Annotated in this window: 21 protein-coding genes; 5 read left to right on the top strand and 16 right to left on the bottom strand. The window is 56.6% G+C overall.

Annotation, left to right across the window (positions count from 1 at the left end; translation table 11 throughout):
• Window positions 1–20 precede the first annotated feature (20 nt).
• The 6 genes from queE to rlmD form a co-directional block, all read right to left on the bottom strand.
• Window positions 21–692, bottom strand: a complete 672-nt coding sequence (gene queE / locus OK409_RS18175) for a 7-carboxy-7-deazaguanine synthase QueE (RefSeq protein WP_010248569.1) — start codon at window positions 690–692, stop codon at window positions 21–23.
• A gap of 400 nt (window positions 693–1,092) precedes the next feature.
• Complete coding sequence (eno, locus tag OK409_RS18170; RefSeq protein ID WP_010248571.1) at window positions 1,093–2,388, bottom strand: phosphopyruvate hydratase; 1,296 nt, start codon at window positions 2,386–2,388, stop codon at window positions 1,093–1,095.
• A 76-nt stretch (window positions 2,389–2,464) separates the two neighbouring features.
• A complete protein-coding gene (gene pyrG / locus OK409_RS18165; protein WP_010248572.1) occupies window positions 2,465–4,102 on the bottom strand; it encodes a glutamine hydrolyzing CTP synthase in 1,638 nt (545 codons plus the stop codon).
• A 229-nt stretch (window positions 4,103–4,331) separates the two neighbouring features.
• On the bottom strand, window positions 4,332–5,120 hold the full coding sequence (mazG, locus tag OK409_RS18160; protein WP_064703516.1) for a nucleoside triphosphate pyrophosphohydrolase: 789 nt from the start codon (window positions 5,118–5,120) through the stop codon (window positions 4,332–4,334).
• Between the two features lie 158 nt (window positions 5,121–5,278).
• A complete protein-coding gene (gene relA / locus OK409_RS18155) occupies window positions 5,279–7,510 on the bottom strand; it encodes a GTP diphosphokinase (protein WP_010248576.1) in 2,232 nt (743 codons plus the stop codon).
• Window positions 7,511–7,539: 29 nt separating this feature from the next.
• Entirely contained in the window at window positions 7,540–8,856 is a 1,317-nt protein-coding gene (rlmD, locus tag OK409_RS18150) for a 23S rRNA (uracil(1939)-C(5))-methyltransferase RlmD (RefSeq protein WP_179257607.1), read from the bottom strand.
• Between the two features lie 94 nt (window positions 8,857–8,950).
• On the opposite strand from rlmD, the gene barA reads away from it, so the two are divergent.
• Window positions 8,951–11,680, top strand: a complete 2,730-nt coding sequence (gene barA / locus OK409_RS18145; RefSeq protein WP_069025325.1) for a two-component sensor histidine kinase BarA — start codon at window positions 8,951–8,953, stop codon at window positions 11,678–11,680.
• Between the two features lie 54 nt (window positions 11,681–11,734).
• Here the strand turns inward: barA and OK409_RS18140 are convergent, their stop codons facing one another.
• From OK409_RS18140 to OK409_RS18115, 6 genes are all read right to left on the bottom strand, one after another.
• The gene (locus tag OK409_RS18140) at window positions 11,735–12,874 is read right to left on the bottom strand and encodes a glycerate kinase (protein WP_031291930.1); all 1,140 of its coding nucleotides are present in this window, start codon (window positions 12,872–12,874) and stop codon (window positions 11,735–11,737) included.
• A 75-nt stretch (window positions 12,875–12,949) separates the two neighbouring features.
• Window positions 12,950–13,834: a 2-hydroxy-3-oxopropionate reductase gene (gene garR / locus OK409_RS18135; protein WP_010248583.1), complete on the bottom strand. Its 885-nt coding sequence runs from the start codon at window positions 13,832–13,834 to the stop codon at window positions 12,950–12,952.
• Between the two features lie 19 nt (window positions 13,835–13,853).
• Window positions 13,854–14,624: a 2-dehydro-3-deoxyglucarate aldolase gene (gene garL, locus OK409_RS18130; RefSeq protein ID WP_010248585.1), complete on the bottom strand. Its 771-nt coding sequence runs from the start codon at window positions 14,622–14,624 to the stop codon at window positions 13,854–13,856.
• A 45-nt stretch (window positions 14,625–14,669) separates the two neighbouring features.
• On the bottom strand, window positions 14,670–16,001 hold the full coding sequence (gudD, locus tag OK409_RS18125; protein WP_010248587.1) for a glucarate dehydratase: 1,332 nt from the start codon (window positions 15,999–16,001) through the stop codon (window positions 14,670–14,672).
• A 10-nt stretch (window positions 16,002–16,011) separates the two neighbouring features.
• On the bottom strand, window positions 16,012–17,358 hold the full coding sequence (locus tag OK409_RS18120; RefSeq protein WP_010248589.1) for an enolase C-terminal domain-like protein: 1,347 nt from the start codon (window positions 17,356–17,358) through the stop codon (window positions 16,012–16,014).
• On the bottom strand, window positions 17,355–18,716 hold the full coding sequence (locus tag OK409_RS18115; protein WP_010248591.1) for an MFS transporter: 1,362 nt from the start codon (window positions 18,714–18,716) through the stop codon (window positions 17,355–17,357). The genes OK409_RS18120 and OK409_RS18115 overlap by 4 nt, the downstream gene beginning before the upstream one ends.
• A 574-nt stretch (window positions 18,717–19,290) precedes the next feature.
• Between OK409_RS18115 and garD the strand changes: the two genes are divergently transcribed.
• On the top strand, window positions 19,291–20,850 hold the full coding sequence (garD, locus tag OK409_RS18110; RefSeq protein ID WP_010672140.1) for a galactarate dehydratase: 1,560 nt from the start codon (window positions 19,291–19,293) through the stop codon (window positions 20,848–20,850).
• 77 nt (window positions 20,851–20,927) lie between these two features.
• Here garD and OK409_RS18105 read toward each other — a convergent pair whose 3' ends face one another.
• The 4 genes from OK409_RS18105 to syd form a co-directional block, all read right to left on the bottom strand.
• Window positions 20,928–21,374, bottom strand: coding sequence for a flavodoxin (locus OK409_RS18105; protein WP_010248594.1), 447 nt, complete (start codon window positions 21,372–21,374; stop codon window positions 20,928–20,930).
• Window positions 21,375–21,386: 12 nt separating this feature from the next.
• Window positions 21,387–22,166, bottom strand: coding sequence for a tRNA pseudouridine(65) synthase TruC (truC, locus tag OK409_RS18100; RefSeq protein WP_033772508.1), 780 nt, complete (start codon window positions 22,164–22,166; stop codon window positions 21,387–21,389).
• A complete protein-coding gene (locus OK409_RS18095; protein ID WP_022623807.1) occupies window positions 22,166–22,495 on the bottom strand; it encodes a YqcC family protein in 330 nt (109 codons plus the stop codon). The genes truC and OK409_RS18095 overlap by 1 nt, the downstream gene beginning before the upstream one ends.
• 587 nt (window positions 22,496–23,082) lie before the next feature.
• The gene (gene syd, locus OK409_RS18090; RefSeq protein WP_033772510.1) at window positions 23,083–23,631 is read right to left on the bottom strand and encodes a SecY-interacting protein; all 549 of its coding nucleotides are present in this window, start codon (window positions 23,629–23,631) and stop codon (window positions 23,083–23,085) included.
• A gap of 62 nt (window positions 23,632–23,693) precedes the next feature.
• Between syd and queF the strand changes: the two genes are divergently transcribed.
• The 3 genes from queF (at window position 23,694) to xni (ending at window position 26,863) form a co-directional block, all read left to right on the top strand.
• Window positions 23,694–24,539, top strand: coding sequence for an NADPH-dependent 7-cyano-7-deazaguanine reductase QueF (queF, locus tag OK409_RS18085; RefSeq protein WP_022623809.1), 846 nt, complete (start codon window positions 23,694–23,696; stop codon window positions 24,537–24,539).
• Between the two features lie 169 nt (window positions 24,540–24,708).
• Entirely contained in the window at window positions 24,709–26,073 is a 1,365-nt protein-coding gene (gene ppnN / locus OK409_RS18080) for a nucleotide 5'-monophosphate nucleosidase PpnN (protein ID WP_010248605.1), read from the top strand.
• Window positions 26,074–26,107: 34 nt separating this feature from the next.
• Window positions 26,108–26,863 (top strand): flap endonuclease Xni, encoded by a 756-nt coding sequence (gene xni, locus OK409_RS18075; RefSeq protein ID WP_258993549.1) that lies wholly within the window; start codon window positions 26,108–26,110, stop codon window positions 26,861–26,863.
• The last annotated feature ends 13 nt before the right edge of the window (window positions 26,864–26,876 follow it).

Here is a 26,876-nt window from a genome sequence, read left to right as displayed (position 1 = left end):
TGCGTGCCGCTTTATCAGGATCAGGCGATATTGAGATATTTATGGGTCTGCATCGACAGACGCCAGTTACGGGCAATGCAGGTCTCAATACAGAGTCGTGTCGCATCATCTTTGCGGCTGATCGGCTGCAGGGCGATGATACGCGCTTTGGTGTCATCAATGCCTGCCAGCAGCCGATCCAGCGCTTCCACATCACGCTCGCGCGCTACCGGATGCTTGATTTCATCGGCCCGGCTCAGCGCCTGGGGCAGAACATCGTAGCCGCCGCGCATGTTGACCTTCGGCGAGACGGTCACCCAGGTCCGTTCAGAACAGTGAATCTCGTGGGTTCCGCTGGTCTCAATCTGGCACTGGAAACCGTGCTGCTCCAGCGCAGTGGTTAACGGACGCAGATCGTATATCGCCGGTTCACCGCCGGTGATGACCACATGACGCGCCGTCCAGCCCTGCTGCGCAATGGCACTCACCAGGGTCGCCGCGTCGGCATCCCCCCAGGCGTCGCTTTCCACCGTCTTGATCAAAATATCGCCCAGCGACGTTTCCCGATCTGTCCGCTTTTCCCAGGTGTGTTTGGTATCGCACCAGCTACAGCCCACCGGGCATCCCTGCAAACGAATGAAAATGGCAGGCACGCCGGTGTAATAACCTTCGCCCTGCAGTGTCTGGAACATTTCGTTAATCGGGTATTGCATTACGGACTCGCTTGAAAAAAACAGGGCGCTGATTATGGCAGATTTGCCGCGCAGCTCAACCACGCGTTGTGCCTTTTCTCCGCGCCGGACAAAACACAAATGAGGGGCTTCAGACGGCTGACAGGCTCAGAACGTGGATGGCCAGGACCGAAGAGCAAAGCGTCCCGCGCTCAGGACAAAAACGCCGGAAGCGTTTTTGAACAACGCAAAACGTTGTCCCGGTAACGGGCGTACCTCAGGGATGAGGTGCGTAATCGCACGGACCCGGCCGGCAGAGATGCCGCTTTGGCGATCGGGCCTTTCCATCTGCGTCTGCACACCGCCACCAACAAAAAGCCCCGCACAAGGCGGGGCTTCAGAGGCCGATGATGTCACTTAGCGCGACATCAACGCACAGTCATTACTGACCTTTAACTTCTTTCAGACCGTTGAATGGCGCTTTAGAACCCAGCGCTTCTTCGATACGGATCAGCTGGTTGTACTTAGCAACACGGTCAGAACGGCTCATTGAACCGGTTTTGATCTGGCCCGCTGCAGTACCTACCGCCAGGTCAGCGATGGTCGCATCTTCGGTTTCGCCTGAACGGTGAGAGATCACGGCAGTGTAGCCCGCGTCTTTCGCCATTTTGATCGCAGCCAGAGTTTCGGTCAGAGAACCGATCTGGTTGAATTTGATCAGAATGGAGTTAGCGATACCTTTATCGATACCTTCTTTCAGGATTTTGGTGTTGGTAACGAACAGGTCATCACCCACCAGCTGGATTTTGTCGCCCAGTACTTTGGTCTGGTAAGCGAAGCCGTCCCAGTCAGATTCGTCCAGGCCATCTTCGATAGAAACGATCGGATACTGTTTAGTCAGATCTTCCAGGAAGTGGGTGAACTCTTCAGAGGTAAACGATTTACCGCCTTCACCGGCCAGAACGTATTTGCCATCTTTGTAGAACTCAGATGCCGCACAGTCCATCGCCAGGGTGATGTCTTTGCCCAGCTCGTAGCCTGCTGCTTTTACCGCTTCAGCGATAACAGCCAGCGCTTCGGCGTTGGAACCCAGGTTAGGCGCGTAGCCGCCTTCGTCACCCACTGCAGTGCTCATGCCTTTGCTTTTCAGCACTTTTGCCAGGCTGTGGAACACTTCAGAACCCATACGGATGGCTTCTTTCAGGTTCGGAGCGCCAACCGGCTGGATCATGAATTCCTGGATGTCGACGTTGTTGTCGGCATGTTCGCCGCCGTTGATGATGTTCATCATTGGCAGTGGCATAGAGTATTTGCCTGGGGTGCCGTTCAGTTCAGCGATGTGCTCGTACAGCGGCTGACCTTTAGAGGCTGCAGCGGCTTTAGCAGCTGCCAGTGAAACGGCCAGAATGGCGTTAGCACCGAAGTTAGATTTGTTCTCAGTACCGTCCAGGTCGATCATGATCTTATCGATGTTCGCCTGATCTTTCGCGTCTTTGCCTTTTACCGCTTCAGCAATCGGACCGTTTACTGCAGCAACGGCTTTGGTTACGCCTTTGCCCAGATAACGTGATTTGTCACCGTCACGCAGTTCCAGCGCTTCGCGTGAACCGGTAGAGGCACCTGATGGTGCAGCTGCCAGGCCTACGAAACCGCCTTCCAGATGCACTTCAGCTTCAACAGTCGGGTTACCACGTGAGTCGATAATTTCGCGACCGATGACTTTTACGATTTTGGACATTACGATTTTCCTCAGTACAAGTTAGTCAATCCTAAGACAAGCAACGCGCGAAAAGTTCGCGCGCTGCCTGTGAAACTTACTTCGCTAAACGCTTCTGATGCTCATGTGCGGCTTTAACAAAGCCGGCAAACAACGGATGGCCGTCGCGTGGGGTCGAGGTAAACTCAGGATGGAACTGGCAGGCCACAAACCACGGATGGTTCGGGATCTCGATAATCTCAACCAGTTGATCATCACCAGAGCGACCTGCTACGCGCAGACCGGCTGCTTCAATCTGCTTTAACAGCATATTGTTCACTTCATAGCGGTGGCGATGGCGCTCAACGATAGTGTCAGAGCCGTAGAGCTGGCGAACCTGGCTGCCCGGCGTTAACTGACACTGCTGGCTGCCCAGACGCATGGTGCCGCCCAGATCGCTCTGCTCGCTGCGGACTTCGACGTTGCCATCTTCGTCACGCCATTCGGTGATTAATGCCACCACCGGATATTTACAGTCTGGCACAAATTCCGTGGAGTTGGCGCCCGGCATCCCGGCGACATTGCGGGCGAACTCCATCAGCGCAACCTGCATGCCCAGGCAGATGCCCAGGTACGGCACGTTGTTTTCACGTGCATACTGCGCGGTCATCAGCTTGCCTTCCACGCCACGGTAACCGAAGCCACCCGGGATCAGAATCGCATCCAGATCTTTCAGTAATTCGACACCGCGTGATTCAACATCCTGCGAATCGATCAGTTTGATGTTCACGGTGACGCGATTTTTCAGGCCGCCATGTTTCAGCGCTTCGATGACCGACTTGTAGGCATCCGGCAATTCCACATACTTGCCCACCATACCGATGGTGACTTCACCACCCGGATTGGCTTCTTCGTAGATTACCTGCTCCCATTCGGCCAGGTTGGCTTCCGGTGCATTCAGGTTGAAGCGCTTGCAGATATAGTCATCCAGGCCCTGCGATTTCAGCATGCCAGGAATCTTGTAAATGGAATCAACGTCTTTCAGCGAGATAACCGCTTTTTCAGGGACGTTACAGAACAGGGCGATTTTAGCGCGTTCGTTGGCCGGTACGGCACGGTCAGAACGGCAAATCAGCACGTCTGGCTGAATACCAATCGACAGCAGCTCTTTCACCGAGTGCTGGGTCGGTTTGGTTTTCACTTCACCGGCAGCCGCCATATACGGCACCAGCGTCAGGTGCATATACATGGTGTGTTCGCGGCCCACATCAACGGCCATCTGGCGAATCGCTTCCAGGAACGGCAGTGATTCGATATCCCCGACCGTGCCGCCGATTTCGACCAGTACCACATCATGACCTTCACCGCCTTCAATAATGCGTTCTTTGATGGCGTTGGTGATGTGCGGAATAACCTGAATGGTTGCGCCCAGATAGTCGCCACGGCGCTCTTTGCGCAGGACTTCTGAGTAGATACGGCCAGTGGTGAAGTTGTTACGACGCGACATTTTGGTACGGATGAAGCGCTCGTAGTGACCCAAATCCAGATCGGTTTCAGCGCCGTCATCAGTGACGAAAACTTCACCGTGCTGCGTCGGGCTCATGGTGCCTGGATCCACGTTGATATACGGGTCCAGCTTCATGATGGTCACGTTCAGACCACGGGCTTCGAGAATGGCTGCGAGGGAGGCTGCGGCAATGCCTTTACCCAGAGAGGAAACGACCCCGCCGGTCACAAAAATATAATTCGTTGTCATGCTGAACCTGAGAGTTTAGGTTTAAAGACGGTGGAATAACCAGGACGGGAAAACAGTATACTGGAAACCGCTATCAGCCACAATTGATGAATCACCGCCATCCTCCAACGCATTGCTGCGGCTAACATAGCCGATAGCCGCCAATGAAATGTTGACGTGCGTCACAAAGTTGCCGTCAGGCTGAATCGAGTAAGCGAAAGCGGTGACTTTATGCACAGCGCTGGAATAATCAGCGCTTCTCGCCCCGTTTCACCTGCTGCCAGGCGGCTTCCATCTGCTCCAGCGTGGCACCCGGCATACTTAACCCCTGTGCAGCGATGATCGCTTCGACTTCGCGGAAGCGGCGCTCAAACTTGTCGTTGGCCTTTTGCAGCGCGGTCTCTGCTTTGCTGCCAAGATGACGCGACAGGTTAACCGTGGCGAACAGCAGGTCGCCAATCTCCTCTTCCAGCTTCTCACCATCCACCACGCTCTGCTGCGCCTCGTGCATCACTTCATCAATCTCTTCATGCACCTTAGCCACCACCGGCCCCAGCGTGGTCCAGTCGAATCCGACATTGTGACAACGCTTCTGAATCTTGTGGGCGCGCATCAGTGCGGGCAGTGCCTTAGGGATATCATCCAGCGCCGAATGCTGGGCTTTGTCAGCCCGCTCAGCGGTTTTTATCGCTTCCCAGTTTTTCAGCACTTCGCTGCTGGTTTCTGCTGTGGCATCGCCAAAAATGTGTGGATGACGGCGCTCCAGCTTGTCGCTGATTGCGTGGCAGATATCCTCAAAATTAAAGCGATCCTGTTCGCTGGCCATCTGCGCATAGAACACCACCTGGAACAGCAGATCGCCCAGTTCACCGCGCAGATCGTCAAAATCTTCGCGCTGGATAGCATCCAGCACTTCGTAGGTCTCTTCCAGCGTATAGGGCGCGATGGTGGCGAAGGTCTGTTCACGATCCCACGGACAGCCATTCTGTGGATCGCGCAGGGTTTTCATTATGCCAAGCAGGCGCTCAATAGCGTTCATTCAGGAGGATCCTTGATTAGTGAGATGACAGGCAACGGGCGAAGAGGCAAAGCGTACAACACGGCCGGACGCTATTCACCGCGTCCGGCCGTGTCTGGTGGTGCAGAAAACGCCTGCGCAACCTCCTGCTGCCGGTTGCCTCAGTGCCTGCCTGAATATCAGTGCAGGCGACGGGCGTCAATGATATCAGAGACCTGGTTCAGACGCGCCAGGACACGTCCCAGTACCTGATGGTTGTAGATCTCGATATCCATGTCGATGGTCGCCAGCTGTTTTTTGGTGTCGCTGCGGCTTGAGACGCCCAGGACATTCACTTTCTCGTTGGCGAGAATGGTAGTGATGTCGCGCAGTAAGCCGCTGCGATCGTTGGCGGTCACGCGCACCACCAGCGAGTAGCCGCTGGAGTAACTTTCGCCCCACACCGCATCGACGATACGTTCCGGCGCATGCGAAATGAGTTCAGCCAGCTGGTCGCAGTCGGCGCGGTGAATAGAGATGCCGCGCCCCTGGGTGATGAAGCCGACAATATCATCCCCCGGAATCGGCTGGCAGCAGCGGGCAATGTGGTGCATCAGGTTGCCCACGCCTTCCACGACGACACGTCCGCTCTCTTTGCGTGAAGAGGGAGTGTACGATTTCTGAGTCAGCTGGCGCAGCGCTTCGCGATCTTCCTCTTCGGCGCTCGGCTTGTTCAGCTTCGCCTGCAGAAAGTTAACCATCTGGTTAAGACGGATATCGCCGCCGCCAATCGCCGCCAGCAGCTCTTCAAGCGAGGTGACGTTATAGCGCGGCAGCAGCAGTTTTTCGGCTTCGCGCAGGCTGATATCCAGCTGATTCAGTTCGTTATCCAGAATCTGCCGTCCGGCGATTATATTCTTGTCGCGATCCTGCTTGCGGAACCAGTTGTGGATCTTCGAGCGTCCACGGTTGGTGGTGATGTAGCCCAGATTCGGATTGAGCCAGTCGCGGCTCGGGTTCGGCTGCTTCTGGGTGATCACCTCAACCTGATCGCCCATCTGCAGCTGGTAGGTGAACGGCACGATACGGCCACCGATTTTCGCGCCGATGCAGCGGTGACCGATGTCGCTGTGAATATGATAGGCAAAGTCGAGCGGCGTCGATCCAGCGGGCAGATCCACCACGTCGCCTTTCGGGGTAAAGACGTAGACCCGGTCATCGAACACCTGGCTGCGGACCTCTTCCAGCAGTTCGCCGGAGTCCGCCATCTCTTCCTGCCAGCTGATGAGCTTACGCAGCCAGGCGATCCGCTCTTCATGACCGGCCGCGCCACGCGCGCTGCTGGAAGTTGGCCCCTCTTTATATTTCCAGTGCGCAGCCACGCCCAGTTCGGCATCTTCATGCATCTGGCGGGTACGGATCTGGATCTCCACCGTTTTGCCCTGCGGCCCTAACACCACCGTATGAATCGACTGGTAGCCGTTGGGTTTGGGGTTAGCGACGTAGTCATCGAATTCACTGGGCAGATGGCGATAGAGCGTATGCACCGTACCCAGCGCACCGTAGCAATCCTGCAGGCGATCGGCGACGATGCGCACCGCCCGCACGTCAAACAGCTCATCAAAGGCCAGCGATTTTTTCTGCATCTTGCGCCAGATGCTGTAGATATGTTTCGGACGGCCATAGACTTCAGCGCGCACGCCCTCTTTGACCATCTCTTTGCGCAGATTGCTGACGAAGTTTTCGATGTACTGCTCACGGTCAATACGCCGCTCATGCAGTAATTTGGCGATGCGCTTATATTCGTCGGGATGCAGGTAGCGGAAGCAGTAATCTTCCAGCTCCCATTTGAGCTGACCAATACCGAGACGATTGGCCAGTGGCGCATAGATATTGGTGCTCTCTTTGGCGGCCAGTACCCGCTCATCTTCCGGCGCATCTTTCATTTCGCGCAGGTTCATGATGCGTTCAGCCAGCTTCAGCACTACGCAGCGGAAATCTTCTACCATCGCCAGCAGCATGCGGCGGACGTTATCCACCTGTTCAGAGGCCATGGAGTCGTTGTGGATCGCTTTCAGCTGGCGGATGGCGTCCATATCGCGCACGCCGTGTACCAGCGAGACAATGCCTTTGCCGACGGCGGTTTCCAGCTCCTCTTCACTCACCACTTCATCGTTAGCCAGCGGGAAAATCAGCGCCGCACACAGGCTTTCGATATCCATGCTGAGCATTGAGAGGATTTCAACCATCTCAATACCGCGCCACAGCAGCAGCGACTGATCAGGATGGCCCTGCGTCTGCGCTTCACAGTAGCGCCAGGTCTCGGCCACACGTTGACATGATTGCGGGTTGGCAATACCGAGACTGGCGATCCACTGGTCGAGGGCGAAATCCCCCTCAGTATTTAAATGCGCACTTCTGACCGCAACCATAACCTCTCCTGCACAACGACATACATCGCTTATGTTTTTCTGAACAGCACCATGGATTCGAGATGACGGGTATGTGGGAACATATCCAGCATCGCGACCCTTTCCAATTGGTAGCCTGCCGACAGCAATGTCTGGCTGTCGCGGGCGAGTGTGGTGGGATTACACGAAACATAGACCACGCGATCTGGTGCAAGTTTAACCACATGCGCCATTACGCCCGCAGCCCCGGCGCGTGCCGGATCGAGTAATACCTTGTTAAATCCCTGTGCCGCCCACGGCTGGCGCGACACTTCTTCTTCCAGATTATGCTGAAAGAAACTGACATTTTTAAGATTATTCAAATCAGCATTATACGCTGCCTGCCGCACTAATGCTGCAATCCCCTCCACACCAACCACATTATGTACGAAGATTCCTATAGGAAGTGTGAAGTTTCCCATGCCGCAAAACAGATCCAGCACCCGGTCTTCCGGCTGCAGATCGAGCCAGGCAATTGCCTTTGCGACCATCTGCTGATTAACACTGTCGTTAACCTGAATAAAATCCTGTGGGCTGAAGGTTAGCTTAAGCTGGTGAGATTGATAAAACGGCGTCGACTTACTTAACGCACTCAATTCTTCCTCGCCCGCATCCAGGAACAGCATCAGCTGATGCTTATGCGAAAACTGTTCCAGTTTTTCACGGTCATCCGCATGCAGCGCATCAAGATGGCGCAGAATCATCAGCGGCCCGTTGTCTGCCAGCACCAGCTCCACATGCCCGAGACGCCTGACGGCGCGTAAGTCACTGAGACACTGGTGCAATGGAACCAGTAAAGCCTCAAGTTCGGGCACTAAAATGGGGCATTGCTGAATATCGACCAGATCGTTGCTGGCTTCCTGACGGAAGCCCATCTGCAAACGCTGCGCCTTATTTTGCCATTGCAGCCCCAGACGGGCGCGACGACGATAGCCCCAGGGCTGACCGGCGATCACCTCATCCACCGCCACCTCTTGTGCGGCGGCCTGGCGCAGCATCCGGCTCAGCGCCTGGGCTTTGCTCTGCTGTTGCAGCGCCACATCGGCATGCTGCTGCTGGCAGCCGCCGCAGCGTTCATAATGTGGGCAGCGCGGCGTGACGCGCGCCGGACTGCGGCTAATCAGTCGTGTCACTTTCGCCCGGGCAAATTGACGTTTATCCTCTGTCAGCATGACCTCCGCCTGTTCCCCAGGCAGGGCACCGGCAACAAAAAGGGTTTTGCCCTTGTGACGCGCCACCCCTTGTCCGAACGGATCAAGCGCCTCAATGGTGACGGTAATCCGTTGTTGCGTCGTCACGCGCTGTTTTGCAACGTAAAATTGCGCCATAGTGTTATTAATTCTCTTTATCGAAAACGACCTGCATTGTTTTTGTCGACAGCATGCACAGGGACGTTAATGCCGGAGTAGCCAGGCGACTATTATGACCAAATACAGCCTGCGGGCGCGAATGATGATTTTAATTCTGGCACCCACGCTGATGGTTGGCCTGCTGCTCAGCTCATTTTTTGTGGTGCACCGCTACAATGAACTGCAGCGCCAGGTTATCGATGCCGGAGCCAATATCATTGAACCGCTGGCGATCTCCAGCGAATACAGCATGACCTGGCACAATCGTGACGCCATGCGTGAACTGGTCAGCCTGCTGCACCGCCGCCATTCGGGCATCGTCCGGGCGATCTCGGTGTTTGATAATCACAACCAGCTCTACGTCACCTCCAATCACAAGCAGAACCTCAGCCTGCTGCAACAGGATGATATCCGCGCCCTGCCCGACGATGTCTCCATGGAGCGTCACGGCAACGTATTGATTCTGCGCACACCGATCACCACCGAGCGTTACGATGTGGATGAATTGCCGGACGAAGATGCCAAGCCGTCGGGCAATCCGCTGGGCTACGTGGCGATAGAGCTGGATCTGCAGTCGGTGCGCCTGCAGCAGTACAAAGAGGTGTTTGTCGCCACGCTGATGCTGCTCTTCTGCCTCTGCCTGGCCATGCTGTTTGCCTATCGTCTGATGCGCGATGTCACCGGCCCGATCCGCAATATGGTCACCACCGTTGACCGCATCCGTCGTGGCCAGCTCGACAGCCGCGTTGAGGGATACATGCTGGGTGAACTCAGCATTCTGAAAAACGGGATTAATGCGATGGCGATGTCGCTGACCGCCTATCACGAAGAGATGCAGCACAATATCGATCAGGCGACCTACGATCTGCGAGAGACGCTGGAACAGCTGGAGATTCAGAACGTTGAGCTGGATTTGGCGAAGAAACGCGCCCAGGAAGCGGCGCGCATCAAGTCTGAGTTTCTGGCCAATATGTCGCATGAGCTGCGGACGCCGCTTAATGGCGTGCTGGGCTTTACCCGGCAGATGCTGAAAACCCAGCTGCGCACCACCCAGCGCGACTATATGCAGACCATTGAACGTTCAGCCAATAACCTGCTCAGTATTATCAATGACGTGCTCGATTTCTCGAAGCTGGAAGCGGGCAAACTGATGCTGGAGGCGATCCCCTTCCCGCTGCGTGCCACACTGGATGAAACGCTGGTGCTGCTGGCTCCGTCGGCGCATGACAAAGGGCTGGAGCTGACGGTGGTGTGTGACAGCAGCGTGCCGGACAATGTGATTGGCGATGCGCTGCGCCTGCAACAGATTCTGATTAACCTGATCGGCAACGCCATCAAGTTTACTGAGAAAGGGTATATCGGCCTGCGCGTCGGACAGCGGGTGATCACACAGACGCGCGTCGAGCTGGAGATTCAGGTTGAAGATAGCGGCATCGGCATCTCTGAGCAGCAACAGACACAGCTGTTCCAGGCGTTCCGTCAGGCTGACGCCAGCATTTCGCGCCGTCATGGGGGGACCGGGCTGGGGCTGGTGATCACCCAGAAACTGGTGCGGGAGATGGGCGGCGAAATCACCTTCAGCAGTCAGCCGGACAAGGGCTCTACCTTTGTGATTCGCGTGCAGCTGGATCTCAATCCCAATGCGCCCGGCATGCCACGCGTGCTGGATGCGCTGTCACATGCGCGCATTGCCTATGTGGAAGCGGATGCTAACGTTGCCAGCGCAGCACTGGAAATGTTAAGCGCCACACCATTGCAGATCGATTACAGCGAAACGCTGGAGGGATTAAAAGCGTCTCACTATCCGCTGCTGCTGATGGCGATGCCGGTCGACATCAGCCAGCCTGAGCTGCTCAATGAACGCATGATTAATGCGCTGCTGGATCGGGCCGACAACGTGCTGATGGCGCTCCCCAGCCCGATGATGTTGCTGGCAGATGAGCTGAAGGTACGCGGCATCGACGGTTGCATCGCTAAACCGATCTCCCTGACGCGACTCCTGCCGATGTTACTGGATTTGCATACCCGTCAGATCAGCGAACTGCCGCTTTCACCCCGGCTGCCGCTGACGGTGATGGCGGTGGATGATAACCCCGCCAACCTCAAGCTGATTGGCGCGCTGCTGGAGGAGCAGGTGCAGAACATCCTGCTGTGCAGCAGCGCCGAACACGCCATCCGTGAGGCACGTCAGCAGTCGCTGGATGTGATTCTGATGGATATTCAGATGCCGGACATCGATGGCATTCGCGCCAGCGAAATTATCCGCAGCATGCCGCATCATGCCAGTACACCGATTGTGGCGGTCACCGCCCATGCGATTGATGGCGAGCGTGAACAATTGATCAAGGCGGGCATGAATGACTATCTTGCCAAACCGATTGATGAGAGCAAGTTAAGACAGTTGCTGGCGCGCTATACGCCACCACCAGTGGTCACCGTGCCGGAACTGCTGCCAATATTACCCACGCTGGACTGGCAACTGGCGCTGCGACAGGCGGCGAACAAAGCCGATCTGGCGCGCGATCTGCTGCGGATGCTGCTGGAATTTTTACCGGAAGTGCATGCGAAGATGGCGCAGTTTATGTCGACCAATGAGGTCAACGCCCTGCGTGAGATTATTCACAAGCTGCACGGCAGTGCCAGCTACAGCGGCGTGCCGCGCATGAAGCAACTCTGCCATCAGCTGGAAAGAGAGCTGCTGGAGGCCAGCGATATCGCTGCGCTGGAGCCGGAGCTGCTGGAGCTGCAGGATGAGATGGAGAACGTCGCCCGAGAAGCCCGCCAGCTGTTAGGGATTGGATAAGGCTGGCGGTGAGTTAAACCCGGCCGATGTGGAGTGGCCGGGTAATGCTGGTGGTTAGTTAAACCCGGCCAGCTTTAACGTGGCTGCCACATTACGTGCCGTCATCTCAACATTCTTTCCGGCGCTGGCGAGTGCCTCATCCAGCGTACAGATGCTGTAGAGCACGCTGAATACCGCATCGATCCCGTGCTGATGCACCACGCCGACATCGGCCGTCAGGCTTCCGGCGATGCCAATCACCGGCTTATTAAAGCGCTTTGCCACGCTGGCGACGCCGATCGGCACCTTGCCATTAATACTCTGGCTGTCGATACGCCCTTCACCGGTAATCACCAGGTCAGCATCTTTTACCTCTTCCGCCAGCCCCAATGCCTCAGTAACAATCTCAATGCCGCGTCGCAGCTCCGCCTGACAGAAGGCGTGCAGCGCCGCCCCCATACCGCCCGCTGCGCCGCCGCCCGGAATATGCAGCACATCAATATCGAGATCGCGGTGAATAATCGCGGCGTAATGGGCCAGCGCCTGATCGAGCTGCTGCACCAGCGCCGGTGTCGCCCCTTTCTGAGGGCCGAAAATGGCCGATGCACCCTCTTTGCCCGTCAGCGGATTGGTGACGTCACAGGCCACTTCAATGCGGCACTGATGAATGCGGGCGTCCAGCGCGTCAATATCGATGCTGGCAAGATCGGCGAGTGCACCGCCACCGTGACCGATCTCGCAGCCCTGGTCGTCCAGCAGCCGGGCGCCCAGCGCCTGCATCATGCCGGCTCCGCCATCATTGGTGGCGCTGCCGCCGATACCAATGATGATGTGGCCGACCCCCTTATCCAGCGCATGTCTGATCAACTCGCCGGTGCCAAATGAGGTCGTTATCAGCGGGTCACGCTGCGATGCAGGCACCCGCTCCAGTCCACTGGCCGCTGCCATTTCGATATAGGCGGTGGACTCATCGCCGGACAGGCCATAGAAGGCGTCAACCTCTGTTCCCAGCGGCCCCGTCACCTTCAGCCTGACGATTTTTCCCTTCGTCGCCGCCACCATCGCTTCTACCGTTCCTTCACCGCCGTCGGCGACCGGTATTTTCACGTAATGCGCATCGGGAAAGATGTCACGGAAACCCGCTTCAATCGCCGATGCCACATCCAGGGCGGATAAACTCTCTTTATATGAATCCGGTGCGATTACGATTTTCATAGGCAATCCGAGCGCAGTTGAGTAATTGAAACGGCTCTGAACCAGTCCGGTTTCCGCAGAGACCGACACCGGGTTTTAGCGGGCGATTTCAACCTTCGCTAACTTCTCATAATAGCAGGCCAGCGCGCTGTGGTCGGCGCTACCCTGCCCGTCGTTACGCAGCGCCTGCATCATCTCCATCACAGCCGCCGTCAGCGGCAGATGCGCGCCGATGCTGTGCGAGGTATCCAGCGCGTTCGCCAGATCTTTGATATGCAGGTCAATGCGGAAGCCGGGTTTGAAGTTGCGATCCATCACCATGGGCGCTTTGGCATCCAGTACCGTGCTGCCGGCCAGGCCGCCACGAATCGCCTGATAAACCAGATCCGGATTCACACCCGCTTTGGTCGCCAGTGATAACGCCTCGGACATCGCCGCAATATTCAGCGCCACAATCACCTGGTTGGCCAGCTTAGTCACGTTACCCGCACCGATGTCGCCGGTATGTACCACCGATCCCGCCATCGATTTCATGATGTCGTAGCAGGTATCGAACACCGCTTTATCACCGCCGACCATCACAGAGAGTGTGCCTTCAATCGCTTTAGGTTCACCGCCACTGACCGGCGCATCCAGCATTTTGATCCCTTTTTCTGCCAGCGCATCATGGACTTCACGGCTCGCCAGCGGCGCAATGGAGCTCATGTCGATGACCACCAGGCCTGGCTTCGCCCCTTCGATAATGCCATTTTTACCCAGACAGACTTCGATGACCTGCGGCGAGTTGGGCACCATGGTAATCACCACATCGCACTGCTCAGCCACCTCTTTTGGCGATTTCGCCACGGTCGCGCCCAGTTCAGTCAGTTCCGCTTCGTTGTCAGCGTTATGATCGCGCACCACCAGCGAATAACCGGCTTTCACCAGATTTTTACTCATTGGTTTGCCCATAATACCCAGGCCGATAAATCCAATTTTCATTGCGTTTCCCCTTGATTGATTAGCGCTTAAATTTGTCGCATAACGCCTGAGAGGCGTTGCGGAACATACCGACATCGCTGCCGACGGCGACAAAAGTGGCACCCCACTCCAGATAACGACGCGCGTCCGCTTCCACCGGTGCCAGAATGCCGCTCGGCTTACCGGCGGCTTTGGCGCGTTCAAAAATGTGTTTAATCACTTTCAGCACTTCAGGATGGGCGGGCTGACCGAGATAGCCCAGCGCAGCAGAGAGATCGCCCGGCCCGACAAAAATACCGTCGACACCGTCCACCGCCGCGATGGCGTCAATGTTGTCGACCGCCTGCTGGGTTTCGATCTGCACCAGCACCGTGATGTTGTCATTGATGGTGCTGTTGTAATCCGGCAGGGTGCCGTACATGTTGCTGCGATGCGAAACCGAGACACCGCGAATGCCGGCTGGCGGATAGCGCGTTGAGGCGACGGCACGCACTGCTTCCTCTTCGGTCTCGACAAAGGGCACCAGGAAGTTGTTAAACCCGATATCCAGCAGACGCTTAATGATCACCGGCTCGTTGCAGGGCGGACGCACCACGGGCGCACTGTGGCTGCCTTTAAGCGCCATCAGCTGCGGCACAAACGTGGTGATATCGTTGGGCGCGTGTTCGCCATCCAGGACCAGCCAGTCAAAACCGGCCAGCCCTAAAATCTCGGTAGAGATCGGGCTGGCAAGCGCACACCAGCTGCCGATCAGGGTTTCACCCGCTAATAAACGACGACGAAATCCATTTGGCCAGGCTGCATTACTCATGGTTAAACTCCTGTGACGATGGCTCCCCGTGGGGAGCCGAAAAGGTTAACGTACCAGGCAGGGACGTTTGTTGTCGTAGGTCCATCCCGGCACTAAAAATTGCATCGCTTCGGCATCGTCACGCGCGCCCAGCCCCTGCTTCTGATAGAGCGCGTTGGCCTGCATCACCTGATCCATATCCAACTCGACGCCGAGACCGGGCTTCTGCGGTACCTGCACCATGCCGCCTTTGATCTGGAATGGCTCTTTGGTCAGGCGCTGATTGCCCTCCTGCCAGATCCAGTGGGTATCAATGGCGGTGATCGCGCCCGGCGCGGCAGCGGCGACGTGGGTGAACATCGCCAGCGAAATGTCGAAGTGGTTATTGGAGTGCGAGCCCCATGTCAGGCCGAAGTCGTGACACATCTGTGCTACCCGCACCGAACCCTGCATGGTCCAGAAGTGCGGATCCGCCAGCGGAATGTCCACCGACTGCAGCGACAGGGTATGGCCCATCTGACGCCAGTCGGTGGCGATCATATTGGTGGCGGTTGGCATGCCGGTGGCGCGGCGGAACTCCGCCATCACTTCACGGCCGGAGTACCCCTGCTCCGCGCCACAGGGATCTTCTGCGTAGGCGAGCACATCTTTGAGCTGTTTGCCGAGCATGATCGCCTCGTTGAGCGACCAGGCCCCGTTGGGATCAAGGGTGATACGGGCTTCAGGAAAACGCTTAGCCAGCGCTGTGACCGCTTCGGCCTCTTCGCCGCCGCGCAGTACGCCACCTTTGAGTTTGAAATCGTTGAAGCCATATTTCTCATACGCCGCTTCCGCCAGCCGCACCACCGTCTCCGGGGTTAGCGCCTCTTCGTGGCGCAGGCGATACCAGTCGCAGGGATCGCTCTCCTGGCTCTGGTAAGAGAGGGACGTTTTGCGGCGGTCGCCGATGTAGAAGAGATAACCGAGCATCTCAACGCGGTCGCGCTGCTGTCCGTCGCCCAGCAGCGAGGCCACATTAACCTCCAGATGCTGACCCAGCAGGTCGAGCAGCGCCGCTTCAATGCCGGTCACCACATGAATAGTGGTGCGCAGATCGAAGGTCTGGGTGCCGCGCCCGCTGGCATCGCGGTCGGCGAAGGTGCTGCGCACCAGGCTGAGAATGTTTTTGTATTCGCCCACGGTTTTGCCAATCACCAGCGACGCTGCATCTTCCAGCGTCTGGCGGATTTTTTCGCCGCCCGGGATTTCGCCGACGCCGGTGTGTCCGGCGTTATCTTTGATAATCACAATGTTGCGGGTAAAGAATGGCGAGTGAGCGCCGCTGAGGTTCAGCAGCATGCTGTCGTAGCCTGCGACCGGAATAACCTGCATGGCGGTGACTTTCGGTGTTGAACTCATCTCCTGCTCCTTATGCTGTTGCACGGCCAAATGCCGGGCGTTTGCGATCAAATGTCCAGCCGGGGACCAGATATTGCATCGCCGTAGCGTCGTTACGCGCACCGGCGGGCAGTGACTGATAAAGCTGATTGGCTTTGTTTACCTGCTCCCAGTCGAGCTCAATGCCCAGACCCGGCGCATCCGGTACGGCAATTTTCCCGTTGCGGATTTGCAGCGGATTTTTCGTCAGGCGCTGATCGCCCTCCTGCCAGATCCAGTGGGTATCAATCGCGGTAGGATTGCCTGGCGCCGCTGCACCCACATGGGTGAACATCGCCAGCGAAATATCGAAGTGGTTATTGGAGTGGCAGCCCCAGGTGAGGCCCCACTCATCGCAGAGCTGCGCGACCCGCACGGCACCGCTCAGCGTCCAGAAGTGAGGATCCGCCAGCGGAATATCGACCGCATTGAGCATCACCGCGTGATTCATCTCGCGCCAGTTGGTGGCGATCATATTGGTGGCCACCGGTAAGCCGGTTGCGCGCCGGAACTCGGCCATCACTTCACGTCCCGAATAGCCCTGCTCCGCGCCGCACGGATCTTCAGCGTAGCTCAGCACATCCTGCATCCCTTTACACAGCGCTATCGCCTCGTCCAGCAGCCAGGCGCCGTTCGGGTCGACCGTAATGCGGGCGTCGGGAAAGCGCTGCTTCAGCGCCGCCGCGGTGGCAATCTCCTGCTCGCCCGGCAACACGCCGCCTTTGAGCTTAAAATCTTTGAAGCCATATTTATCCGCAGCCGCCTCAGCCAGCCGTACCACGGCATCGCTGGTCAGCGCTTCCTGATGACGCAGGTGATACCAGTCGTGGCTGGCCTGCTCACCACTCAGATAGGGCAGATCGGTCTTGCGGCGGTCACCGAGATAGAACAGATAGCCCAGCACCGTCACTTCATCACGCTGTTTACCTGGCCCCAGCAGTTCAGCCACCGGTACGCCCAGACACTGTCCCAGCAGATCAAGCAGCGCCGCTTCCAGCGCAGCTACCGCGTTGACCCGCAACTCAAAAGTCCAGGCACCGTTGCCGAAGGTGGTGAAGTCAGCCGACTGATTGCCTTTGTGCACCTGTTGTACCAGACGGTTCATTCGCGCAATCTGCTGGCCTTTCACCTGCGGAATCGCCTCTACCAGCGTCTGATAGATGGTGTCGCCGCCGGGGGCTTCACCGACGCCGGTGTGACCGGCGCTGTCAGTGAGAACCACAATATTGCGGGTAAAACAGGCGTTGTGCGCACCGCCAATATTGAGCAGCATGCTGTCATAACCGGCGACCGGGATAACCTGCATCTCAGTAATCACCGGCGAACTTTGCGTATTCATAATGCATCCTTACCGGGCCAGGTTTTCAGTTCGACACGTTTGATATCGCCCGCGATCACCAGGAAGCTGAATGCGGCGACAAAGGCGTGAATACCGACATAGATCAGCGCGCCTTCAAAGGAGCCGCTGGTGGCGATGATGTAACCGATGGCGATAGGCGTCACGATGCCAGAGAAGTTACCGAACATGTTGAACAGACCGCCGCTCAGGCCACTGATCTCTTTCGGTGCGGTATCTGCCATCACTGCCCAGCCCAGCGCACCGATGCCTTTACCAAAGAACGCCAGTGCCATGAAGAACACCACCACCCATTCGGTATCGGTGTAGTTACACATCACCATCGAAATAGAGAGCAGCATGCCGAGCACGATCGGCGTTTTACGCGCGATATTCAGCGAGCCGGTTTTACGCATCAGCCAGTCGGAGATCACCCCGCCCAGTACGCCGCCGAGGAAGCCGCACACCGCCGGAATCGAGGCAATAAAGCCCGCTTTGAGAATCGACATGCCGCGCGCCTGTACCAGATAGACCGGGAACCAGGTGATAAAAAAGTAGGTTAAGGCGTTAACGCAGTACTGACCGAGGTAGATACCCAGCATCATGCGTGACGTCAGCAGCTGTTTGATCTGGAACCACTTCTCGCTCCAGCTCACTTTGCGGCTATCCTTTTTGACATCCATGTTGATCAGCGCACCGCCCTGCTCCATGTACTCCAGTTCGGCTTTATTCACGCCAGGGTGATCGGTGGGATCGTGGATCACTTTCAGCCAGATGAAGCTGAGGATGATGCCCAGGCCGCCCATGAACCAGAACACGTGCGCCCAGCCCACGGAAGAGACCAGCCAGCCCATGATGGGCGCGAAGATAACGGTGGCGAAGTATTGGGCCGAGTTGAAGATCGCCACGGCCGTGCCGCGCTCCTGCGCCGGAAACCAGGCCGCGACGATGCGGCTGTTGCCAGGGAAAGAGGGCGCTTCGGCCAGTCCCACCAGGAAGCGCAGAATAAACAGCGACATGATGATGCCGAAGCCGCTGAACAGATCGACGAACCCTTGCAAAAAGGTAAAGAGCGACCAGGTAAAGATGCTCCAGAAATAGACGCGTTTTGAGCCGAAGCGGTCAAGCAGCCAGCCGCCCGGAATCTGACCAATAACATACGCCCATGAGAAGGCAGAGAAGATATAGCCGAGTCCGACCGAATCGAGGCCAATATCTTTTGACATCGCCGAACCGGCAATCGAAATCGTTGCGCGGTCACCGTAGTTGAATGAGGTGACGATAAATAACATCACCACAATCCAGTAACGGGCATTGGTGCGTTTCTGCACCGTTTCCGCGGTCTGGCTGAAACTATTCATGATGCACTCCTGAAATATAGCGTGAGCTACATTCGCTCTGACTGCATACACATCGCGTTGGGTATCAGAGAGAAGTTGGGTTAAACACGGCGATCTTTTTGTTTTGGCAAACTTTATTTATCCATCCGGCGTCTGGCAGCCGCGGCCGGTAATAACTCCAGGCAACCTCTTTCGGATGAATAATACGTCGTGACAGATAACCTGACTTTGGCTAACGGAACTCAGTATAAGAACAGCCTGAGGCGATCACATTGGCGCATCGCCCTGGAATAATCGCCTTATTGAAGTGATTGTCTGGCGAATGCACAAAAGCCTGCGGTATAGCTCACGAAAGTGGCAAATACCCGTGCAAAATCCGCCCCGGATAACGCTTTCCCCCGCTGTTTGTGAGGGTCTTCACTTGCTTTTGGATAATCGACCCAAAACAGCGAGGTGAATTGCCTTAATGGTGGTCATTTGCACAATGCGCGACCCGCCCCGCCTCCCTATACTGAAGCTGGCAAACAAGGGCGTGACAGGTCAGATCATTACAGCGTGCCGCACAAGTACGGTACGACAGACAGGAAGGTGAGCGATGAACCCAAAAACAGATGAACAACCGCTCTATATCAAAGTCCATGAGCACGACAATGTGGCGATTGTGGTTAACAGTCTGGGTCTGCCAGCCGGTACGCAGTTTGCGGATGGCCTGACCCTCACAGAGCATGTGCCGCAGGGCCACAAAGTGGCGCTGAGCGCGATTAATCAGGGTGCAGAGATCGTGCGTTATGGCGAAGTCATTGGCTATGCATTGCGGGATATTGCCCAGGGCAGCTGGATTGATGAATCACTGGTTGCGCTGCCGGAAGCCCCTCCGCTGGAGAGTCTGCCGTTAGCCACTCAGGTTCCGCCTGATTTGCCGCCGCTGGAGGGCTATACCTTTGAAGGTTACCGCAATGCGGATGGCAGCGTAGGCACGCGTAACCTGCTCGGCATCACCACCAGCGTCCACTGCGTGGCCGGTGTGGTGGATCATGTCGTACAGATCATTGAACGGGATTTACTGCCGCGCTATCCGAACGTGGATGGTGTGGTTGCCCTGAACCACCTTTATGGCTGTGGGGTGGCGATCAACGCACCCGCGGCGGTCGTGCCGATTCGCACCATTCATAACCTGGCGCTGAATGCAAATTTCGGCGGCGAAGTGATGATCGTCAGCCTCGGCTGTGAAAAGTTACAGCCAGAGCGTCTGCTGACTGGCACCCCCGACGTGCAGGCGATTTCGCTGGACGACCATGACATCGTGCGTCTGCAGGATGAAAAGCTGGTGGGCTTTGGCGCGATGGTCAATGAGATTCTGCAGGTGGCGGAGCGTCATCTCCAGCGGCTGAATCAGCGCCAGCGCGAAACCTGCTCTGCAGCAGAACTGATTGTCGGCATGCAGTGTGGTGGCAGCGATGCGTTTTCGGGCGTGACGGCAAATCCTGCAGTGGGCTTTGCCTCTGATCTGCTGGTGCGTTGCGGTGCCACCGTGATGTTCTCGGAAGTCACGGAAGTGCGTGATGCGATTCACCTGCTGACGCCGCGGGTGATTAATCAGGAAGTCGGTAAGCGCTTACTGGAGGAGATGGCCTGGTATGATAATTACCTCGACCAGGGCCAGACCGATCGCAGCGCTAACCCGTCGCCGGGCAATAAGAAAGGCGGGCTGGCGAACGTGGTGGAAAAAGCGCTTGGCTCGATCGCAAAATCGGGACGCAGCGCCATTGTTGAAGTGCTCTCGCCCGGCCAGCGGCCCACGCGACGCGGATTGATCTACGCGGCCACGCCCGCCAGCGATTTTGTCTGCGGTACACAGCAGCTGGCATCCGGTATCACCCTGCAGGTGTTTACTACTGGTCGCGGTACGCCTTACGGTCTGGCCGCGATTCCGGTGATCAAGATGGCGACGCGTAATGCGCTGGCAGAGCGCTGGCACGATCTGATGGACATCAATGCCGGGACGATTGCTACCGGTGAAGAGAGTATTGAGCAGGTGGGCTGGCGACTGTTTGAATTGATTCTGGATATCGCCAGTGGCAGGAAGCAGACCTGGTCCGATCGCTGGGGCATTCGTAATCAGCTGGCGGTGTTTAACCCGGCGCCTGTCACCTGACAGTGCACTCAACGGATATCGCCGTGCGCACACTACAGGCTTATCTCTGTAAGGCAGAGATAAGCCTGGCCTTGCAATCAGAGCTGCGCGCCCCAGGCTTCAACCCACGGCGAGGTTACCGCCTCCGGTTCCGGATTTTCAGTGGCATCAACCAGTAACACCTCACCAACCCGCTGAGCGCCCTGCTCCTGCAGCAGCGCGTCAAAGGTTTTACCCGCGCCACAGAAATGGTCATAGCTGCTGTCACCCAGCGCAATCACGCCATAGCGCAGCGCGGGCTGATGACCGAGCTGATCTTTAATCGCATGGAACAGACCTGAAATCGTGTCGGGAAAATCGCCATGCCCGGTAGTAGAAGTGACAATTAACGCCACGTCGCTGGCATAGTTTTGCCAGTCAGCCAGCGTCGGATCGTCAAACACCGTTACGCTGTGCCCCTGCTGCTGCAGAATGGGCTCTGCTTCTTCCGCGACCAGTAGCGCATTGCCATATACCGTACCTACAAAAATGCCAATCTTTGCCATCTGCTTTCTCCCTTATTCTGAAACGTTATCCTGTCCTGGCGCTGCGTCAAACTCAACCCGCGGCACCTCAGGAATGCGATCCTGCCAGCCAAACTGGTTCATCAGGTTCTGCCAGACGCCATCCAGTCCGGCGCGAAGCAACAACGGTTCACCGGTCACCGGATGAGTTAATGCCAGGCTGCTGGCGTGCAGCATCAGGCGGTTAGCGCCAAAATGTTCGGCGGCACCCCGGTTCTGACGCAGATCGCCGTGCGCCGAATCGCCAATAATCGGATGGCGCAGGTGTGACATATGACGACGCAGCTGATGCTTGCGACCGGTTTTAGGAGCCAGTTCAACCAGGCTATAACGCGAAGTGGGATAACGGCCAATGCCGACCGGCATCTCGACCGTTGCCAGTGACTGATAATCGGTGACCGCGGGCTGTGCGGTGCGCGCTTCCGTGGCGTGTTTATCGGCAATCTTATCCAGCTCTTCCACCAGCGGATAATCGAGCGTCCCGCTGCTCTCCAGCCAGCCGCGAACCACAGCGTGGTAGGTTTTCTGCATCTGATGCTGTTCAAACTGCAGGGAAAGCAGACGTCCGACTTCACTGGAGAGCCCCATCAGCAGTACCCCTGACGTGGGCTTGTCGAGACGATGCGCCGTAAACACATGCTGTCCAATCTGATCACGAACGGTCTGCATCACAAACACCGTTTCATGGCGATCCAGCCAGCTGCGATGAACCAGCCAGCCGCTGGGCTTGTTGACGGCAACCAGCCACTCATCCTGATAGAGTATCTCCAGCATCAGTGGGCAGCATCCGTGATTAACGCATCAAGTTGACGCAGGGTCAGCAACAGCGGCGCAATACCCGGCTGGTCAGGCACCAGAGCCACCTCATAATAGGGGGCCACGGCAAAATTTTGTGGTAACGGATGTCGGGCCGCAATCAGGGCATGCATCCGCGGGACTAACACCCACTGGAGCCACTGCAGCGGCTCCAGCGTATCCAGGCAAAAGGGTTCGCGGCTCTCGAGCGCCCCCTCGGCCGGCGGGGTACTCTGCCAGAGATGATGCTCACGCATCACTGCTTCCAGTTGTTCCAGCCGTTGCGTAATCAATTGTTCAGGCGTCATGCGCCACCTCCGCGAGCAGTCAAAAATGGGCGGCAAGCATATCACTTGTTGGCACAGGCACAAAAAAAGGGAGCACTGTATAAACAGTGCTCCCGGTTCGTTTGCAGCCATCCCGCCACGTTAATGCTCCCTGCTCTTCCATGACAACTTGTCCAGTGCGAACTCCTGTCGCGCATCGTCCTGATGTATCCTTAGCATCCTGGCCCACCACCTCTTCTGAGGGGGTTCTCATTCTCCATCCTGGAGGTGTCCCTTGCTCAATCCTGAGCGATCCTGTTTCGTCCTGAAACCTTCCGTGTGCCGTAAGCTCCGTTACGTTCCTGCCTCATGGCTTATCATCATCCTGACGATATCTTTTTCCTGAGCCTCCTGCAGTGCGAAACATTTTGACAGAACTCGTTACGCGCACAAGGTACTCACAGCAGAACTTTACGAAATGTGCGGCGTAAATTCAGATAAACGCCATTAAGTTGATGATTCACAATATTTTTACATCTCAGCCTTCCGGAAGTCTCACCTGTTATATAGCGATCTCTCACAGCACATGTAAGAGATGTCTCACAAGGTCAGGGGCAAATCACTGCAACTCAGATGATAACCGGTTGTAATGACTTAAGAAATATCTCAAGCGTTTCCGCTAATTTCACACGCTGTTTACCGCCGGGCTGCTCCAGAATCACTTCGCCGCTGAGATTAGAAAGCGAGATGATCTCCTGTTCTGACTCGGTGGTGGCGATAAACAGCGTAGGCGACTGTTTAAGGCGGCGCTGCATCACCAGATGCCCGATCAGATTCTCCTGTAACCGCAGGAAATCATCCTCACTCCAGACCTGTAAGAGTGTCAGCTGATTCTCACCAAAACTGGCCTGCATATCGCCGGCAAACTGCGTGGTATAGAAAGCTGTGATCTGCGGCTGGAGCTGGATGTCGATCGCCCGCTCAACCGCATCCAGCGTCTGTGGCAGAGTAAAAGTCTGCGGCTGCCAGACGACCCGCTGATCGCGATCCTCCAGGGCACAGGGCGAAGGTACGCCAAAGAGATCGCTGCTGGCCGGCGCATGCCCGGCCTGCTGAAGCCAGTGCTGGCAGTACCGGGTGGTAAAGTCGCGCAACGCGGCGGCAGTTTGCTGCATCATTCATATTCTCACTTCTGATGGGTTACACTTAGCCACTTTGATTAATTTTGGTGGTAACCGCAATGACTACTCACGAACAGGATCAGGCACTCAGCAACCTGACGCTGGGCAAACCCACAGCCTATCACGATCATTATGACAACAGCTTACTGCAGGCGGTGCCGCGCAGCCTGAATCGTGAACCCCTTGGCCTGTTTCCCGACAGTCTGCCCTTTACCGGCAGTGATATCTGGACCCTGTATGAACTCTCGTGGCTCAACAGCAAAGGTCTGCCACAGGTCGCCGTTGGCGAAGTGGTGCTCGATGCGCAGAGCCGCAACCTTATCGAGTCAAAAAGCTTCAAGCTCTACCTTAACAGTTTCAACCAGACCCGCTTTGCCGACTGGGGCGAGGTTCGTCAGACGCTGGAGCGTGACCTGAGTGCCTGTGCTGAAGGTGAAGCGCGGGTCGCGCTGTTCCGTCTCAATGAAGTGGAAGGTCAGCCCATCGGCCATTTTGAGGGGGTTTGTATTGATGAGCAGGATATCGCCATAGAGGATTACCGCTTCAATGCTGACTATCTGGCCGATGCTGCGGGCAGCGAAATCGTTGAAGAGACGCTGGTCAGCCACCTGCTCAAGTCAAACTGTCTGATTACCAATCAGCCCGACTGGGGCTCCGTGATGATTCGTTATAAAGGCCCGCGTATCGACCGTGAAGCGCTGCTGCGCTATCTGGTCTCATTCCGCCAGCACAACGAATTTCACGAGCAGTGTGTCGAACGCATTTTTAATGATGTGATGCGTTTCTGCCATCCGGAAGCGCTGACGGTGTATGCACGCTACACCCGTCGTGGCGGGCTGGATATCAATCCATGGCGCACTAATGTGCCCTTCTCGCCCGGTTTTTCGCGGCTGGTCCGTCAGTAGTTTGCGAGACTTCTCGCAGGCTGCATGCACTAAGCGCAGTTCCGCTTGAGCTGTGCGGGCCGACAAGGCTACTCTGGTGATGGCGGCTACCTGCGGGTGGCCGACCAGGGATTTTCGTCACTGCCGTTGCAGTGCCAACACGCACCCAGGCGGGTGTAAAGGAGTTCATTTGATTACCCATATCAGCCCTCTTGGCTCAATGGATCTGCTTTCACAGCTGGAAGTCGATATGCTCAAGCGCACAGCCAGCAGCGACCTCTACCAGCTGTTTCGCAACTGCTCTCTTGCCGTGCTTAACTCCGGCAGCCAGACTGACAGCAGCCAGGAGCTGCTCTCCCGCTTTGAAAATTTCGACATCAATGTGTTGCGCCGTGAGCGCGGCGTCAAACTGGAGCTGATCAATCCACCGGAAGAGGCGTTTGTGGATGGCCGTATCATCCGTTCACTGCAGGCTAACCTGTTTGCGGTGCTGCGTGACATCCTGTTTGTCAGCGGCCAGCTCAACATGCCGGGTCGGTTAACTGCGGCTGAAGAAAATGACTCCGCCACTATTACCAACACCGTGTTTTCCATTCTGCGTAACGCGCGGGCGCTGCACATCGGCGAGTATCCCAACACTGTGGTCTGCTGGGGCGGTCACTCGATCAACGCCGTTGAGTACCAGTATTGCCGCAATGTCGGAACTCAGCTTGGACTGCGTGAACTGAACATCTGCACCGGCTGCGGGCCGGGCGTGATGGAAGCGCCAATGAAAGGGGCCGCCGTAGGCCATGCTCAGCAGCGCTATCGTGACAGCCGCTTTATCGGCCTGACCGAACCCTCCATCATTGCGGCTGAACCGCCGAATCCGCTGGTGAATGAGTTGATCATCATGCCGGACATCGAAAAACGTCTGGAAGCTTTTGTGCGCATTGCCCATGGCATCATCATTTTCCCGGGCGGCGTAGGGACCGCAGAAGAGTTGCTCTATCTGCTGGGCATCCTGATGAATCCGCAGAACAGCGATCAGGTATTACCGCTGATCCTGACCGGGCCGGAAGAGAGCGCCGACTACTTCCGCGTGCTGGATGATTTCATCGTTAACACCCTGGGCGAACAGGCGCGTAAGCATTATCAGATCATCATCAACGATGCAGCCGAAGTGGCGCGTCTGATGAAGAAAGCGATGCCGCAGGTAAAAGAGAATCGTCGCGAAACCGGCGATGCTTACAGCTTTAACTGGTCGATTCGCATTGAACCCGATCTGCAGGTGCCGTTCCTGCCAACCCATGAAAACATGGCGAATCTCAATCTCTACACCAATCAGCCACCCGAAAAGCTGGCTGCTGACCTGCGCCGCGCCTTCTCAGGCATCGTAGCCGGTAACGTCAAAGAGATGGGCATCCGCGAAATCCGCGAGAAGGGACGCTACAAACTGCATGGCGACCCCGACATCATGCACCGCATGGATGAGCTGCTTCAGGGATTCGTTGCACAGCAACGCATGAAACTGCCAGGCACCGCCTACATTCCCTGCTACGAAATTATCAAATAAACCAGGAGGCAGCCCCCGGGCTGCCCATACTCTCATGGCTCTTCATCTTGTTATTGTTGACGCGTTGAATCTGATTCGCCGTCTGCATGCGGTACAGGGCTCACCCTGTGTCGAAGGCTGCGTGGCCGCGCTGCGCCAGATACTGGGTCACGCCCATCCGACTCATGCGGTGGCGGTATTTGATGGCGAAGCGCGTCATCAGGGCTGGCGTCATCAGCTGCTACCCGATTACAAAAGCGGTCGCCCGCCGATGCCAGACGATTTACAGGCAGAGATGCCGGCATTACAGGAGGCCTTTCGCGCCGCAGGCGTAAGCTGCTGGATAGCGGGCGAGGATGAAGCGGACGATTTAGCGGCGACGCTGGCGGTGAAAATGGCTCAGGCCGGACATCAGGCCACCATTGTTTCAACCGACAAAGGCTACTGTCAGCTGCTGGCACCTGAGATCCGCATCCGCGACTACTTCCAGAAACGCTGGCTTGATCTGCCTTTTATCGAGGCTGAATTTGGTGTGGCGCCACAGCGGTTACCCGACTACTGGGGGTTGTGCGGCATCAGCAGCAGTAAAATTCCGGGCATCACCGGCATCGGTCCGAAAAGCGCGAAACAGCTGCTGACAGAGTTTCACACGCTTGATGGGATCTATCAGCAACTGGATCAGGTGCCAGCCAGATGGCGGGAGAAGCTCGCTGAGGGTCAGCAGATGGCAGAGATCAGCCGTCAGGTCGCAACCCTGAAGCGGGATCTGGTATTGCAGGGCAATCTGAATACGCTGCGTTATACCGGCTGAGTGCCCTTGCACT

Source organism: Pantoea sp. RG18, from assembly GCF_025910075.1.
Lineage (GTDB): Bacteria > Pseudomonadota > Gammaproteobacteria > Enterobacterales > Enterobacteriaceae > Pantoea > Pantoea agglomerans.
This window is presented reverse-complemented; position numbering and strand designations above follow the sequence as displayed.

Excerpts from the sequence above, each read along its gene's own strand:
- truC (WP_033772508.1), bottom strand. The coding sequence starts at position 22,166 with ATGCTGGAGATACTCTATCAGGATGAGTGGCTGGTTGCCGTCAACAAG.
- garR (WP_010248583.1), bottom strand. The coding sequence starts at position 13,834 with ATGAAAATTGGATTTATCGGCCTGGGTATTATGGGCAAACCAATGAGT.
- queE (WP_010248569.1), bottom strand. The coding sequence starts at position 692 with ATGCAATACCCGATTAACGAAATGTTCCAGACACTGCAGGGCGAAGGT.
- garD (WP_010672140.1), top strand. The coding sequence starts at position 19,291 with ATGAACCCAAAAACAGATGAACAACCGCTCTATATCAAAGTCCATGAG.
- rlmD (WP_179257607.1), bottom strand. The coding sequence starts at position 8,856 with ATGGCGCAATTTTACGTTGCAAAACAGCGCGTGACGACGCAACAACGG.
- pyrG (WP_010248572.1), bottom strand. The coding sequence starts at position 4,102 with ATGACAACGAATTATATTTTTGTGACCGGCGGGGTCGTTTCCTCTCTG.
- queF (WP_022623809.1), top strand. The coding sequence starts at position 23,694 with ATGACTACTCACGAACAGGATCAGGCACTCAGCAACCTGACGCTGGGC.
- OK409_RS18095 (WP_022623807.1), bottom strand. The coding sequence starts at position 22,495 with ATGACGCCTGAACAATTGATTACGCAACGGCTGGAACAACTGGAAGCA.
- mazG (WP_064703516.1), bottom strand. The coding sequence starts at position 5,120 with ATGAACGCTATTGAGCGCCTGCTTGGCATAATGAAAACCCTGCGCGAT.
- barA (WP_069025325.1), top strand. The coding sequence starts at position 8,951 with ATGACCAAATACAGCCTGCGGGCGCGAATGATGATTTTAATTCTGGCA.
- OK409_RS18120 (WP_010248589.1), bottom strand. The coding sequence starts at position 17,358 with ATGAATACGCAAAGTTCGCCGGTGATTACTGAGATGCAGGTTATCCCG.
- syd (WP_033772510.1), bottom strand. The coding sequence starts at position 23,631 with ATGATGCAGCAAACTGCCGCCGCGTTGCGCGACTTTACCACCCGGTAC.
- eno (WP_010248571.1), bottom strand. The coding sequence starts at position 2,388 with ATGTCCAAAATCGTAAAAGTCATCGGTCGCGAAATTATCGACTCACGT.
- relA (WP_010248576.1), bottom strand. The coding sequence starts at position 7,510 with ATGGTTGCGGTCAGAAGTGCGCATTTAAATACTGAGGGGGATTTCGCC.
- OK409_RS18140 (WP_031291930.1), bottom strand. The coding sequence starts at position 12,874 with ATGAAAATCGTAATCGCACCGGATTCATATAAAGAGAGTTTATCCGCC.
- gudD (WP_010248587.1), bottom strand. The coding sequence starts at position 16,001 with ATGAGTTCAACACCGAAAGTCACCGCCATGCAGGTTATTCCGGTCGCA.
- garL (WP_010248585.1), bottom strand. The coding sequence starts at position 14,624 with ATGAGTAATGCAGCCTGGCCAAATGGATTTCGTCGTCGTTTATTAGCG.
- xni (WP_258993549.1), top strand. The coding sequence starts at position 26,108 with ATGGCTCTTCATCTTGTTATTGTTGACGCGTTGAATCTGATTCGCCGT.
- OK409_RS18115 (WP_010248591.1), bottom strand. The coding sequence starts at position 18,716 with ATGAATAGTTTCAGCCAGACCGCGGAAACGGTGCAGAAACGCACCAAT.
- OK409_RS18105 (WP_010248594.1), bottom strand. The coding sequence starts at position 21,374 with ATGGCAAAGATTGGCATTTTTGTAGGTACGGTATATGGCAATGCGCTA.